Annotated in this window: 12 protein-coding genes; all 12 read right to left on the bottom strand. The window is 72.9% G+C overall.

What is annotated here, in order from left to right; translation table 11 throughout:
• Positions 1-11 precede the first annotated feature (11 nt).
• Genes AB0H21_RS05415 through AB0H21_RS05470 form a run of 12 tightly spaced genes read right to left on the bottom strand, consistent with a single transcriptional unit; the run spans position 12 to position 12,995 of the window.
• Positions 12-914 (bottom strand): thioesterase domain-containing protein, encoded by a 903-nt coding sequence (locus tag AB0H21_RS05415; RefSeq protein WP_358512087.1) that lies wholly within the window; start codon positions 912-914, stop codon positions 12-14.
• Positions 911-4,210 (bottom strand): amino acid adenylation domain-containing protein, encoded by a 3,300-nt coding sequence (locus tag AB0H21_RS05420; protein ID WP_358512090.1) that lies wholly within the window; start codon positions 4,208-4,210, stop codon positions 911-913. Before AB0H21_RS05420 ends, AB0H21_RS05415 begins: the two co-directional genes overlap by 4 nt.
• Complete coding sequence (locus AB0H21_RS05425; RefSeq protein ID WP_358512092.1) at positions 4,207-5,349, bottom strand: M20/M25/M40 family metallo-hydrolase; 1,143 nt, start codon at positions 5,347-5,349, stop codon at positions 4,207-4,209. The genes AB0H21_RS05420 and AB0H21_RS05425 overlap by 4 nt, the downstream gene beginning before the upstream one ends.
• Entirely contained in the window at positions 5,349-6,200 is an 852-nt protein-coding gene (locus AB0H21_RS05430; protein WP_358512095.1) for a [LysW]-aminoadipate kinase, read from the bottom strand. Before AB0H21_RS05430 ends, AB0H21_RS05425 begins: the two co-directional genes overlap by 1 nt.
• Positions 6,201-6,212: 12 nt before the next feature.
• A complete protein-coding gene (gene argC, locus AB0H21_RS05435; protein ID WP_358512098.1) occupies positions 6,213-7,256 on the bottom strand; it encodes an N-acetyl-gamma-glutamyl-phosphate reductase in 1,044 nt (347 codons plus the stop codon).
• Positions 7,244-8,113: a lysine biosynthesis protein LysX gene (lysX, locus tag AB0H21_RS05440; protein WP_358512101.1), complete on the bottom strand. Its 870-nt coding sequence runs from the start codon at positions 8,111-8,113 to the stop codon at positions 7,244-7,246. Before lysX ends, argC begins: the two co-directional genes overlap by 13 nt.
• Positions 8,110-8,274 carry a lysine biosynthesis protein LysW gene (gene lysW, locus AB0H21_RS05445; RefSeq protein WP_358512104.1) on the bottom strand — a complete coding sequence of 55 codons (165 nt, stop codon included), beginning with the start codon at positions 8,272-8,274 and terminating at the stop codon, positions 8,110-8,112. The genes lysX and lysW overlap by 4 nt, the downstream gene beginning before the upstream one ends.
• 19 nt (positions 8,275-8,293) lie before the next feature.
• Complete coding sequence (locus AB0H21_RS05450) at positions 8,294-9,277, bottom strand: transketolase C-terminal domain-containing protein (RefSeq protein ID WP_358512107.1); 984 nt, start codon at positions 9,275-9,277, stop codon at positions 8,294-8,296.
• Positions 9,274-10,176, bottom strand: a complete 903-nt coding sequence (locus AB0H21_RS05455; protein ID WP_358512110.1) for a transketolase — start codon at positions 10,174-10,176, stop codon at positions 9,274-9,276. The genes AB0H21_RS05450 and AB0H21_RS05455 overlap by 4 nt, the downstream gene beginning before the upstream one ends.
• Complete coding sequence (locus AB0H21_RS05460; protein ID WP_358512113.1) at positions 10,173-11,528, bottom strand: DegT/DnrJ/EryC1/StrS family aminotransferase; 1,356 nt, start codon at positions 11,526-11,528, stop codon at positions 10,173-10,175. The genes AB0H21_RS05455 and AB0H21_RS05460 overlap by 4 nt, the downstream gene beginning before the upstream one ends.
• 28 nt (positions 11,529-11,556) lie before the next feature.
• Positions 11,557-12,576, bottom strand: a complete 1,020-nt coding sequence (locus AB0H21_RS05465; RefSeq protein ID WP_358512116.1) for a BtrH N-terminal domain-containing protein — start codon at positions 12,574-12,576, stop codon at positions 11,557-11,559.
• On the bottom strand, positions 12,573-12,995 hold the full coding sequence (locus AB0H21_RS05470) for a hypothetical protein (protein WP_358512119.1): 423 nt from the start codon (positions 12,993-12,995) through the stop codon (positions 12,573-12,575). The genes AB0H21_RS05465 and AB0H21_RS05470 overlap by 4 nt, the downstream gene beginning before the upstream one ends.
• Positions 12,996-13,073 lie beyond the last annotated feature (78 nt).

The raw sequence follows: 13,073 nt of genomic DNA on the forward strand, positions 1-13,073 counted from the left end.
CGTGAAACCCGTCAGACCCGGGCCAGCGCCTCCTCCACCGCGTGCGCCACGCGCGGCAGGTTCCGCTCGTCGAACACGCTGTAGTGGTCACCGGACAGGGCCAGGTGGTGGAACTCGCCGGTCGACTGCCGCCGCCACGCCTCGGTGGTCGCCGCGTGCGCCCCGGCCATCAGCGCGTACACCGGGCCGTCGTACGGCGCCGGCGGGTGGTAACGGTACAGCGCCTCGGCGGCCCCGGCGAAGATGTGGTACCGGTCGGCCGTCTCCTCCTCCGACAGGTCCAGCGACACGCCGGCCCTGGCCAGCATGTCCGGAATCGGGCTGAGGCTGTCCAGCGGCTTGACCAGCCAGCCCAGTTCACTGGTCGGCACGCCCTGGAGCCGGGACACGTCGTAGACGAACTGCCGGCGCAGCTCCTCCTCGTCGGGCACGGCCACGCCGAGGTCCACGGCGTACTCGGCGTCGAAGATCATGACCGGCTGCCGAGCCCCGGTGCGCTCGGCGTGCTGCCGGGCGACCTCGAAGGCCAGGCAGCCGCCGAACGACCACCCGGCGAACACGCACGTCGACGGGTCCAGCTCCGCGGCCAGCTCGTCCAGGATGCGGGCGCCGACGTCGACCAGCCGCCGCTCGATCGGCTTGGCGCGGTCGCCGGGCCTGCTCAGGCAGCCGAGCACGGGGAACCCCTCGCGCAGCGCCCGGGTCAGCGGCACGTAGCAGAACAGCGCGCCGCCGCTCGGGTTCATCAGCACGAGGGTGCGCGGCTCGGTGCCGGGGCGCATGACCACGGCCTGGCTGTCGCGCACGGCCGCCGCCTGCGCCCGCCGCGCGAGCATCTGCTCGTACAGCTTGCGGCGCTCGGGGGACAGCTTGCTCAGCTTGTCCTCGTTGGGTTGGGAATCGGTGGAGGTCATCGGTTCTCCCCTTCGAGACGGGCGTTGACCTCGTCCTCCGACATGGACTCCAGCATCGTGAGCAGCTCGTCCTCGCTCATGTCGTCCATGCGCTGGGAGTCGACGATGCCGGCGATGTGCGCCGGGGTGGGGGACAGGAAGAAGTCCGCCAGCGAGATGCGCACCTTGAAGCGGCGGTTGATGGACGAGATGAGCTGGGCGGCCTGCAGGCTGTTGCCGCCGAGCTGGAAGAAGTCGTCGCCGACGCCGACGCGCTCGTTGCGCAGCAGCGGGCCCATGATCTCCTGGACCAGGACGCGCTCGGTCTCGGTCCTCGGCTGGGCCACCGGCCCGCTGCCCGCCAGCGGCTCGGGGTCCGGCAGCGCGCGCCGGTTCACCTTGCCGCTGCTGTTCAGCGGCAGCTCGGGCAGGTCGACGAAGTACGAGGGGATCATGTACGCGGGCAGCCGCCCGGCCAGGTGCTCGCGCAGCGCGTTCATGTCGAGCAGGTCCTTGCCGGAGGAGACGTACCCCACGAGGTGACGCTCGCCGGCGGCGTCCGCCCACGGCTCGACGGCCACCTGGGCGACGCCGGGGAAGGTGGCGATGCCCGCCTCCACCTCGCCGAGCTCGATGCGCAGGCCGCGGATCTTCACCTGCTGGTCGATGCGGCCGATGAAGACGATCCGCCCGTCGGACAGTCGCTTGACCAGGTCGCCCGTGCGGTACAGCCGCCCGCCGGGGGCGGTGCCGAACGGGTCGGCGACGAACTTCTCCTCGGTCAGCTCGGGCCGGTTCAGGTAGCCCCGGGCCAGGCCCTCGCCGCCGATGACCAGCTCGCCCGGCACGCCGCACGGCACCGGGTTGAGGTGCTGGTCCAGGACGTGCGCCACGTGGTTGGTCATCGGCAGGCCGATCGGCGGGGTGGTCTCCCAGGTGCCCGGGCACTCCTCGACGATCATCGTGACCGTGCACTCGGTGGGGCCGTAGCCGTTGAACAGCCGGCGGCCGGGGTTCCACCGGTTCACCAGCTCGGCGGAGAACGCCTCGCCGCCGACGAACACGATGCGCAGGGCGTCGAACCTCTCCGGCTCCAGCAGGTTCATCACGGCCGGGGGCAGGTCGATGACCGTGATGCCCGACCGCTCCATCAGCGCCTGGAGCCGCTCGATGGACAGCCGCTCCTCGTCGACCGCCAGGTACAGGCGGGCGCCGGTGAGCAGCGCGGAGAAGATCTCGAACACCGACACGTCGAAGTTGAGCGAGGCGAAGCCGAGGACGCGGTCGTCCGGGGTCAGCTCGAACAGTTCCTGGACGGTGTCGATGAAGTTGACGACGCTGCGCTGCTCGATCAGCACGCCCTTGGGCTGCCCGGTGCTGCCCGAGGTGTAGATGATGTACGCGACGTCGTCGGGGCCGGCCGTGGGCTGCGGGTCGGTGTCCGGCGCCGCGTTGAGCTTGTCGCCCATCTCGTCCAGGACGACGAGCTGGCGTCCCGCCTCGGCGACCCGCTCGCTGAGCGAGGAGTCGGTCAGGACGGCGAGCGCGTCGGCGTCGCCGAGGATCTGCGCGATGCGGGCGCTCGGGTTGGTCGGGTCGAGCGGCAGGTAGGCGGCGCCGGACTTCAGCACCGCCAGCACCGACACCACGAGGTCGGCCGAGCGCGGCAGCGCGAGCGCCACCACCTGGCCGGGCTTGGCGCCGAGGTCGATGAGGTGGTGCGCCAGCCGGTTGGCCCTGCGGTTCAGCTCGGCGTAGGTGACCGGGACCTCGTCGACGACCAGCGCCGTCTCCCCGGCGCGTTCGGCGACCCGCGCCTCGAACTCGGCGGTGATCGTGTTGTGGCGCACCTCCCGCTTGGGGCCGTCGCCGAAGGACAGGACGCGGTTGTACTCGCGCTCGTCCAGCGCCTCGATCCACGACAGCGGGGTCTGCGGCGTGGCGCAGGCGTTGAGCAGGAACTGCCCGTAGTTGGCGGCGAACCGCTCGACGGTCTCGGCGTCGAACAGGTCGGTGTTGTACTCGCACTCGATGGTGGTCTGCTCGCCGTTGCGGGTCAGGCCCCAGGCCATGTCGAACCGGGAGGTCCCGGTGTGCGTCCCGACGATGCCGACCTCGATGCCCTCCAGCTGGATGGGCGGCGCGAAGTCGGTCACCGCGAAGGCGATCTGGAACAGCGGCTGACGCGACGGGTCGCGCGGCGGCCGGACGGCCTCGATCAGCTTACCGAACGGGATGTCGCCGTGGCTGAAGGTGTCCTGGACGACGGTCCGCGTCCGGTCGATGACCTCGCGGAAGGTCGGGTCGCCCGACAGGTCGAACCGCAGGACGAGCTGGTTGATGAAGAAGCCGGTCACCGTCTCCAGCGAGCTGAAGCGCCGGTTGGCGTTCGGCGAGCCGATCACGACGTCGTCCTGGCCGCTGTAGCGCTGCATCATCGCGGCGAACCCGGCGGTGAAGATGTTGAACGGCGTGACGCCGAGCTTTCGGGCGAGCCCGTCCACGGCGCGGTCCAGCTCGGGCGGCAGGCTCGTCTGCATCCCGGCGCCATTGAACGTCACCTGGGTCGGGCGCGGCCGGTCGGTCGGGAACTCCAGGGTGGGGGCGTCGGCGAGCCGCTCGCGCCACCAGGTGTTCAGCTCCTCCAGCCGCTTGCCGGCCAGCCACTCACGCTGCCAGATCGAGTAGTCGGCGTACTGCACCGGCAGCTCGGCCAGATCCGGCTCGACGCCGTTCTTTCCCGCGCGGTACAGCTCGGCCAGGTCCCGGACCAGCGCCGTCGTCGACCAGCCGTCGAAGATCATGTGGTGCACGTTGAACAGCAGGTAGTGGTCGTCGGAGGCCAGCCGGTACAGGCGGATCCGCCACAGCGGCGGCGTCTCGATCGTGAAGGGGATGCGCGCCTCGATCTTGAGCAGCGACTCCACCTCCTGCTCGCTCGACGCCTCGACGATCAGCATCTCGACCGGCATCTCGGGCGCGATCACCTGAACCGGGGTGTTGTCGCGCTCGGTCACGCTGGTCCGCAGCGACTCGTGCCGGGCGACCAGCCCGGTGAGCGCGCCGCGCAGCGCCTCCACGTCCAGCTCGCCGCGCAGGCGGTAGCAGAACGGCATGCTGTACGTCGGCTCGTCGGGGGAGAGCCGGTGGTGCGTCCACAGGGGTTCCTGGTTGAAGGACAGCGGCACCGGTCCCGTGCCCTGCCGGGCCGCCGGCCCGAGGTTCGAGGCGGGCTCGGCCCCCGCGCGTAACTGGGCGAGTAAACGGGCGCGCTTGTCCTCGGGCAGCCTGGCCAGGCGTTTGAGCATCTCGGTCATCGGTTCCTCCGTGTCTGCACGGGAGCACTGCTGGTCGGTCCGGCCAGGGTCGATCTCCGCGCTTCGTGGTATGGCAGGTCGGACAGGTCGTTGAGGGCGCTGGAGAGAACCGCGATTCCCCGCAGGTAGTCGGCCAGCACGATGTGCTCGTCCTCGGAGTGGTCGAGGGAGCTGTCGCCGGGCCCGTAGGTGGCCATCGGCACGTCCCACACCTCGGCGAGCGTGTTCATGTCCGAGGTGGCGGTCTTCAGCTTGGCCGTGGCGCGTCCCTGCTGCTTGGCGATGCCGGCGAACAGCGCGCGGACCACGGGGTCGCGCCGGTGGGTGCGGCAGGCGGCCACCGAATTGACGACGGTCAGCTCGCCCGCGCCGCCGAGCCGCTCGCGCAGGTCGCGGACCAGGGCGGCCGAGTCGAAGTCCGGCGAGGTGCGTACGCTCATCTCCATCTCGGCGGCGGCCAGGCCCCCGTTGATCGACACCAGTGTCGCGGTGGGCTGGTCGAAGACGGCGTGGCCGGGCTGCGGCGGCAGCAGGTCCACCAGTGAGTTCCAGCAGCGGACCGCCAGCTCCGTCGCCTTGGGCACCGGGTTGCTCGGGTGGGTGGGCGGCACCGTCACCTGGTAGCGCATGTCCAGCTTGCCCTTGTAGCCGATGACGACGCTCGACCAGCCGCTCGGCTCGCCGACGATCAGCGCGTCCGGGGGGTTGTGGCTCTGCCGGATCGCCATCGCGCCCCGCGAGGAGGGCGTCTCCTCTTCCACGACGCCGATGACCACCACCTTGCCGCGGAACTCGGGCGTCCCCGCGGCGGCGCAGATCATCGCGGCGAGCGGGCCCTTGGCGTCCACCGCGCCCCGGCCGTACAGGCTGCCGCTGATGGAGCGGACGGGCAGCGTGCCGGGGACGGTGTCCATGTGGCCGAGCAGCATCACGGTCGGCCCGTCGCCCCGGACGATCTCGCCGACGGCGTTGCCGGTCTCGTCGACGTAGGCGCTGAAGCCGAGCTCCCGCATGATGGTGACCAGGGTGCGGGCGAGCACCGCCTCGTGGTGCGACGGGGAGTCGATCTCCAGCATGCGGCGGAGCAGCCCGATCGCGAAGGTCTCGCCAACCGGGCCTGCGCTGGGCCGATGATTCATCAGGGGCTCGTCTCCATGGTGTCGATGCGGTCCCGTCCCGCCAGGACGACCGTGGTCGCGGCGCCGTCCAGCGCGGCCGTCACCGGCCGGGGCCGGCGTCCGTCGGCGATCAGCGTCTCGGGCACCCCCGCCGTGAGGGCCTCGCGGGCGGCGATCAGTTTGAGTCCCATCCCGCCGGCGCGGTGGGCGGGCGGGTCGTGCGGGGAGAGTTCGACGACGGGCAGCACGGAGTCCGGGTCGGCGACGTCGGCGAGGACTCCGGGCGCGCCGGTCAGCATGACCAGCCGCGTGGCGCCCACCGCCGCGGCCACCGCGGCCGCGACCCGGTCGGCGTTGACGTTCACCGGGCGGCCGTCCTCGGCGAGCGCCGGCGGGGAGATCACCGGCACGAGGCCCGCGGCGAGCAGCGTGCGCAGCAGGCCGGCGTTCACGGAGGTGATCGTCCCGACCTGGTTGTCCCTGACCATCACGCGGACGCCGTCCACGACGGCGCGGTGCGCGGCCTTCCTGCGGGCGCGCAGCAGACCGGCGTCCAGGCCGGTGAGCCCGACGGCGGGCACTCCGAGGGCGGCGAGCGAGGTGAGCAGCCGGGGTTTGGCCATGCCGGCGAGGGCCAGCGTGACGACCTCCAGCATGGCGGGGTCGGTGTAGCGGGCGGGCACGCCGTCGGGGGCGACCACCTGCCGGCTGGGCACGCCCAGCCGGGCGGCCAGCCGTTCGATGTCCGCCGAGCCGCCGTGCACCAGGATCAGCTCGGCGCCGCGCTCGCGCAGCGCGGCCACGTCGGCGCACACCTCGTCGGCCTCGACCGCGGCGTTGCCCCCGCACTTGACCACAGTGATGTCGGTCATGCCCGCCTTCCGTCAGTTGGGGTGGAGCCCGGCGAACGTGAGCCCGGCGCGCTCCGGCCAGCCGTACCGGATGTTCATGCACTGCACCGCGTTGCCCGCGCCGCCCTTGACGAGGTTGTCCAGCGCGGCGACCAGCACCACCGCCCGTCCCTGGCCCTCGGCCGGCTCGTCGTCGTCCACGGCGAAGCCGACGTCGCAGAAGTTGGACCCGCTGAGGATCTTCGGCTCGGGCAGTCGGTACAGGCCGCGCTTCTGCGCCACCACGCGGACGAACGGCTCCTCGGCGTACGCGGCGCGGAACGCCGAGCGCACGGCCCGCTCGTCGGCGCCCGGCACCAGCCGTGCCCGGCACATCACCTGGACGCCGCGCACCGCCTCCACGCCGGTGGCGCTCATCCGGGCCGACAGGCCGGTCTCCTGGCCGATCTCCGCCTCGTGCCGGTGGCGGGTCGGGGCGAACACGCGCATCGCGCCGCTGCGCTCGGCGTGCAGGTTCTCCGAGCCCGCCGACGCGCCCGAGCCGCTGGAGCCGGTGCGCGCGTCGATCGTCACCTCCGGCTCCACCAGCCCGGCGGCGGACAGCGGGTGCAGGGCGAGGATCGCCGCGGTGGCCATGCAGCCCGGGACGGCCACCCGGTCGGCCGTGCGCAGCTCGTCCCGGTGCAGCTCGGGCAGGCCGTACACGAACTCGGGCAGCAGGTCGGCGGCCTCGTGCGCCAGGCCGTAGTAGCGCCGGTAGAGGGCCGGGTCCCGGAGCCGGAAGTCGGCCGACAGGTCGAAGACGCGCGGCGCGAGCTTCAGGAAGCCGGCCATCCGGCCCATGGTCTCCTTGTGCGGAGTCGCCAGGAACAGCGCGTCGCACTCGTCCAGCTTCTCGGGGTCGGTGAACGTCAGGTCGGTGAGGCCGCGCAGGTTGGGGTGCGCGCCGTCCACCCGGCGTCCCGCGAGCCGGGTGGAGGTGACTGCGGCGACCTCGACCTCGGGGTGGCCGAGCAGCAGCCGTACCAGCTCGCCGCCGATGTAGCCGGAACCGCCGACGATGGTCACTCGCGCCATTTGTGCACCCCGGTCAGCACGTGATCCACGATCCTTCCCGCCACGTCCACCCGATCTCCCATCGCGTGCTGGAAACCGGAGAACTCGACGGTGTCGTTGACCTCCAGGATCAGCAGCCTGCCGTCCTCGTCCTCCACCAGGTCGACCCCGGCGATGTCCGCCTCGGTCGCCCTCGCCGCGCCGTACACGAGCTTGGCCATGTCGTCGGTGACCTCGCACCGCTCGGTCACCGCGCCGCGCGCCACGTTCGTCCGCCACTCCTCGCTGCGCCGGTAGACGGCGCCCAGCACCTCGCCGCCGATCACCAGGGCGCGGATGTCGCGTCCCGGCTTGTCGACGAACTCCTGGACGTAGACCACGTGCGAGTGAGGGGAGGGCAGGGCGGCGATGTACTCCAGCACCGTCTCGGCGACCTGCCGATCGGGCACGAAGGTCACCAGCCGCCCCCACGAGCCCACCAGCGGCTTGAGCACCGCCGGGTAGCCGATCTCCTCGATCGCCGTCAGCGCCGCCGTGGGGGTCAGGGCCAGCGCGGTCCGAGGGGCGGGGAGCCCCGCGGACCGCAGCGCCATCGAGGTGCGCCACTTGTCGCCGCACACCTCGGTGGCGCGGGCGCTGTTCACCACGAGGGTGCCCACCGCCTCCAGGCTGTGCGCCGCGTACGCCGCGCGGACATGCCCGATCTCCCGGTTCAGTGCCCGATCCCACGGCAGCGGCGCGATGTCCGCCGAGCTCCACATCGTCCGGCTGTCCACGTGGACGTACGAGACGGCCCGCCGGTCCAGCGCGTCGAAGATGCGTTTCTCGTCGGTGCGGATCCGGGAGGCGACCACGGCGAGGGTGCCGGGCGAGGTCACTCTCCCCAGTCCTCTTCCACTTCGGGGGCGAGCCCGACCAGCGTCGGCTCCAGAGAAAGGATCTCCAGCTCCGCGTGGCAGTCACCACATTCCAGAATCTCGTTGAGGCGTGGCGCGTCGGGCAGGTCGACCGTGGCCTCGCACTCGGGGCAGGCGATCATGGGGTTCTCCTCTTCTCCGTCATGGACTCGGGCGGGTCTGTGTGCCGGGCACGGTGGCCGTTCCCGCAGGCCCGGCGAGTTTGGCGCGCACCCGGGCCGTGACGCCTTCGGCGGTGATGCCGTTGTCGGCCATCAGCCGTTCCTGGCCGCCGACCGTGTCGACGAACCGGTCGGGCATGGCGATCCGCAGCAGCGGGCGCGGCGCGTGCTCGGCGAGTTCCTCGGCCACGGCCGATCCGAGGCCGCCGGCAGGCCAGTGCTCCTCGACCGTGACCACCAGCCGGGCGCCGGCCGTCGCGGCGGTCAGCGTCGCGGTGTCGAACGGCTTGAGCGTGTGCGCGTGCAGCACGCCCACGTCCAGCCCGTCCTCGGCGGCGAGCGTCTCGGCGGCCTCCAGCGCGGCGAGCACGGGCAGCGGGCCGGCGCACACCAGCACCACCTCGCCGCCGTCGCGCAGCCGCTGGATCAGGCCGAGCACCGGCGGCGGGGTGTCCTCGGGCAGTGACGGGGTCGGCTTGCGGCCGAGCCGGACGTACACAGGGCCGGGCAGCTCGGCGACCTGGCCGAGCAGCGCGCTGGTGGAGGCACCGTCGGCCGGGACGACCACGGTCATGTTCGGCAGGACCCGCATCACGGCCAGGTCCTCCAGCGCGTGGTGCGTCGGGCCGAGGTGCCCGGCGGAGACGCCGCTGTGCGTGGCCATGATGCGGACCGGCAGCGCGTTGTACGCGATGTCGATCTTGACGGCCTCCAGCGCGCGGGCACCCGCGAACGCGGCCATCGTGTTGACGTACGGACGCCAGCCGGAGGCCGCCATGCCCGCCGCCACGCCCATGAGCGTGTGCTCGGCGATGCCCAGGTTGATGTACCGGGCGGCGGCGTCGCCGAAGTCGACGCCGGAGAACAGGCCGGTGTCGGTGTCCAGGCACACCGCCGTGGGGTCGGCGCCCATCCGCTCGACCAGCGCGTCCCGGTACACCGTCCGGGTGGCCGCGGCGCTCATCGTTCACCCGCCCGCAGCGCGCGGACCGCCCGGGCGTGCATCCGCTCGGACAGGGTGGCGTAGTGGCTGTGGACCTTGCCCGCGACCATCGGCAGGCCCTGGCCCTTGACGGTGCGGGCGACGACGAGGCTCGGGCGTCCCGGGTCCCAGGGCGCCGAGGCCAGCGCCTCGCGCAGCGCCTCGTGGTCGTGGCCGTCCACCTCGCGGACCGCCCAGTTGAAGGACCGCCAGCGCTCGGCCATCGGCTCCAGCGGGGCGATCCCCTCGGTCTCGCCGGTGAGCTGGAGGCCGTTCCTGTCGACGACGGCCACCAGGTTGTCGGCGCCCTGGGCGGAGGCGGCGATGGCGGCCTCCCAGCAGGACCCCTCCTGCAGCTCGCCGTCACCCATCAGCACGAACGCCCGGTTCGTCCGGCCGGCGAGCCGGGCGGACAGCGCGAAGCCGAGGCCGAGGGCGAGCCCGTGCCCGAGCGAGCCGGTCGGCATCTCCACGCCGGGGACGGCGCGCACGGGGTGGCCCATCAGGCGCCCGCCGGGACGGGCGTACGTCTCCAACTCGGACACGGGGAAGTAGCCGCGCTCGGCGAGCGTCGCGTACAGGCCGATCGCGCCGTGCCCCTTGCTGAGCAGGAAAACGTCCCGATCGGGGTCGTGCGGCGCGGCGGGGTCGCAGCGCAGGACCGAGAAGTACAGGACGGTGAGGATGTCCGTGCTGGACAGCGAGCCGCCGAGGTGCCCGCCCTCGGGGCCCGCGCACATGTCGACGATGTGGCGGCGGATCCGCAGGGCGGTCTCCCGGAGGAGCTCGGAGTCCGGTGCGGCGCCCGTTTCCGGGGCCGTTTCCACGGCCACCGGCGGGCTCGTCTCGGCGCCGGTGTCGGCGCCCGCGACGGCGGTCACCGGGCCGACTTCGCGATCGCGGCGGCCATGTCCAGGTTCGCCCAGACCTTTTCGAAGCCGTCGGCGTACCGTTGCAGCGCGGGTCCGGCGTCCGGGTTGAGGTGGCGCTTCTGCAGCGTGAGCGAGTCGGCGATGACTTGCGTGGCCACGGGGTGCTCGGCGTCGGCGACCGGGTCGCCCGCCGTCCACGGGTAGCCGGAGCCGTAGCCGATCCGGTCGGTGAAGACCTTCTGCTCGGGCAGCGCGAGCAACTGGTAGCGGGACACGGGCACGCCCTCGGCGCGCAGCAGGCGGTGCAGCGCCGCGCGGAACGCCTCGGGGCGCACGTCCGGCAGGCCCGCCGCGGCCGGGTCGAAGCGGAAGCGCAGGATGTGCCACGCGTGCGTGACGTCCCCGGCGCAGGTGGGGACGATCAGGCCGGGCAGCTCGGCCAGGCGGGCGAGCAGGGCGGTGACGTTCTCGCGCCGGGCGGCGTCGTAGGCGTCGAAGCGTTCCAGCTGGGACAGCGTGAACGCCGCCTGCACCGCGCTCAGCTTGTGGTTCCAGCCGAGGATGTAGGAGATGTAGTCGCGGTCGCGGCCGGCCTCGATGACCTCGCCGAACTGGCGGGTCATCCGGGCCGTCTCCGCCACCTTGTCATCATTTATCGTGACGAGGCCGCCCTCGCCGCAGGTCGGCAGGTTCTTGGTCACCTGGAGGCTGAACGCGGCGGCGTCGCCGAGCGAGCCGACCGGGCGGCCCTTGTAGTACGCGCCGTGCGCCTGCGCGGCGTCTTCGAGCACCGCCAGGTCGTGGCGGCGGGCGATCGCGTTCAGCGCGTCCATGTCGGCGGGGTGACCGTGCAGGTGCACCGGCAGGATCGCCGCGGTGCGCGGGGTGACCAGGGCCTCCACCGCCGCCGGGTCCATGTTGAACGTGACCGGGTCGATGTCGGCGAAGACCGGGATCGCCATCTGGTGCAGCGGGGCCAGCCCGCTGGCGATGAAGCTCAGCGCCGGGACGATCACCTCGTCGCCCGGGCCGACGCCGAGCGCCGCGAGCGCGAGCTGGAGCGCGGTGGTGCCGTTGGAGGTGCCCACGCAGTGCGCGGCCCCCGTCCGCTCGGCCCAGCGGCGCTCGAGGACCGACACCGCCGTCTCGCCGTCGGTGTCCGACACCAGGGCCGCCCCGTCGAGCACGCCGAGCACGGCGGCCCGGTCGTCGTCGGTGATCACCGGCCAGGGCGGGTTGCGCAGCTCTCTCGGCACGGCGGGCCTGCCGCCGAACGCGGCCAGCCGCCGATCCCTGTCGCCGGCCGCGCCGCGGTCTCGCCCGGGCGCCGCGGCGCCGGGCATGGTCTCTGGGCTGGTCAAGGTGTCCCCTCCAGGGCTGGGAAGGCCGTCACAGGAACCCGGCCGCCTCGCGCAGTCCCGCGACGGCGGCCTCGTACGCGGCGACGAGGCGTCCCCCGTGCCGGGCCAGGTCGGGCGCCGCCGCGGCGGGATCGCGCCTGCCGTGCGCGGCGGTGATCCGCACCCCCGTCCAGGCGTGCGCGACGTGCTCCGCCAGCCGGGCCGCCTCCCGCAGCGCGGGCAGCTCCCAGCGCGTCCCGCAGGAGCGCAGGAACTCGGCGTGCAGCGCGGCCTGGGCCTGCATGCCCCACCCGAACGGGTACGCCTCCTCCAGGGCGCGGGCGTCGCCGGCGCGGGCCCGGTCGGCGAGGCTCGTGGTGAAGTCCCGCACGCCGGCGAGGCCGCCCCAGCCCGCGGTGTCCCGGTCGGCCTCGAACCCGGCGACGTTGGCCGTGAGGACCTCGCGGACGAACGCGGGGGTGGTCGCCGGGGCGTCCCTGACGGTGACGGTCAGGTAGCGGCCGCCGATGGCGGAGTCGCTGAAGAACGCGTCCTGCACGTCCTTGGGGTTGGCCGAGGTCCACGCCGCCAGCAGCGCTTCGACCGGGATCGGCCCGGCGTGCGCGGGCGGCATCGCGTCGCTGACGTACGCCTGCCCGGCCGCCTCGTCCAGGCCGTACACGACGATCAGGTGCGCGGCGTGGACGTCCTGGTAGGCGGGACGGAACGGCAGGTGGAAGTTGTCCACCGCGATGACCGGGTGGTGCCCGTCCTTGAGCGCGCGCCGCACGTCCTCCAGCGGGTCGCCGGGGTCGGCCGGGCGGTGCCAGGTGGTGGACAGGCCGTGGTGCGGCGCCAGGCTGCGGCCGAGGTCGCCCGGGTACCGGCAGGGGTAGTAGAACTCCTCGGAGGTGACGTCGCCCGGCTTGAACAGGAACTCCCAGTGCGCGCCGAGCGCGTCCACCGGGTCGCGGCCCTCGCGCAGCAGCGCGGCGGCGAGCGTCGACTGCAGGCAGCTGATCAGGTCGCGGTACCACAGCGCGGGCGGGGCGGTCGGCGTCGTGCTCATGACCGCTCCGCCACGGGCTCGCCGGGCGTCTGCAGGGTCATCGCGAACACGTGGATCGCGATGTTGCGCGGCAGCCGCAGGCCGCGCAGGGGCGCGCGCCGGGTCACCGGGACCCGCTGGCTCCACATCAGGGCCTCCACCCGTGGCTGCACGTGGTGCGGGTAGTGCATGACCGGCGTCTCGAACGCCTTGGCCTCGCCGAACGCCGCGTGCGCCCGCGCCCAGAAGTCCGACACGCGCAGCGACTCGAAGTCCACCTCGCCGCCGGAGAAGTGCAGCGCCACGGTGTCCTCGGTCCGCCGTTCGGCGGCGGTCAGCAGGTGGATCCAGTCGTATCGGCCCTCGGGGAGTTCGACGTACTGGCCCGCGCAGCGAATGTTGTCGCCGGCGGGATCCGGTCCGCCGAAACGGAATGGCACCCCGTCCACCTCCACCTGCGCGCCCGGTGGCGGCAGGTATTCGGCCGGAAACGAATTACGCCACACGTTGAAACCACC

The sequence above is a fragment of the Sphaerisporangium sp. NPDC051011 genome, assembly GCF_040653595.1.
GTDB lineage: Bacteria > Actinomycetota > Actinomycetes > Streptosporangiales > Streptosporangiaceae > Sphaerisporangium.

What these genes read in the sequence shown, in the direction of transcription:
- AB0H21_RS05430 (WP_358512095.1), bottom strand. Translation starts at nt 6,200, where the DNA reads ATGACCGACATCACTGTGGTCAAGTGCGGGGGCAACGCCGCGGTCGAG.
- AB0H21_RS05465 (WP_358512116.1), bottom strand. Translation starts at nt 12,576, where the DNA reads ATGAGCACGACGCCGACCGCCCCGCCCGCGCTGTGGTACCGCGACCTG.
- AB0H21_RS05425 (WP_358512092.1), bottom strand. Translation starts at nt 5,349, where the DNA reads ATGAATCATCGGCCCAGCGCAGGCCCGGTTGGCGAGACCTTCGCGATC.
- AB0H21_RS05420 (WP_358512090.1), bottom strand. Translation starts at nt 4,210, where the DNA reads ATGACCGAGATGCTCAAACGCCTGGCCAGGCTGCCCGAGGACAAGCGC.
- AB0H21_RS05415 (WP_358512087.1), bottom strand. Translation starts at nt 914, where the DNA reads ATGACCTCCACCGATTCCCAACCCAACGAGGACAAGCTGAGCAAGCTG.
- AB0H21_RS05450 (WP_358512107.1), bottom strand. Translation starts at nt 9,277, where the DNA reads ATGAGCGCCGCGGCCACCCGGACGGTGTACCGGGACGCGCTGGTCGAG.
- lysW (WP_358512104.1), bottom strand. Translation starts at nt 8,274, where the DNA reads ATGATCGCCTGCCCCGAGTGCGAGGCCACGGTCGACCTGCCCGACGCG.
- argC (WP_358512098.1), bottom strand. Translation starts at nt 7,256, where the DNA reads ATGGCGCGAGTGACCATCGTCGGCGGTTCCGGCTACATCGGCGGCGAG.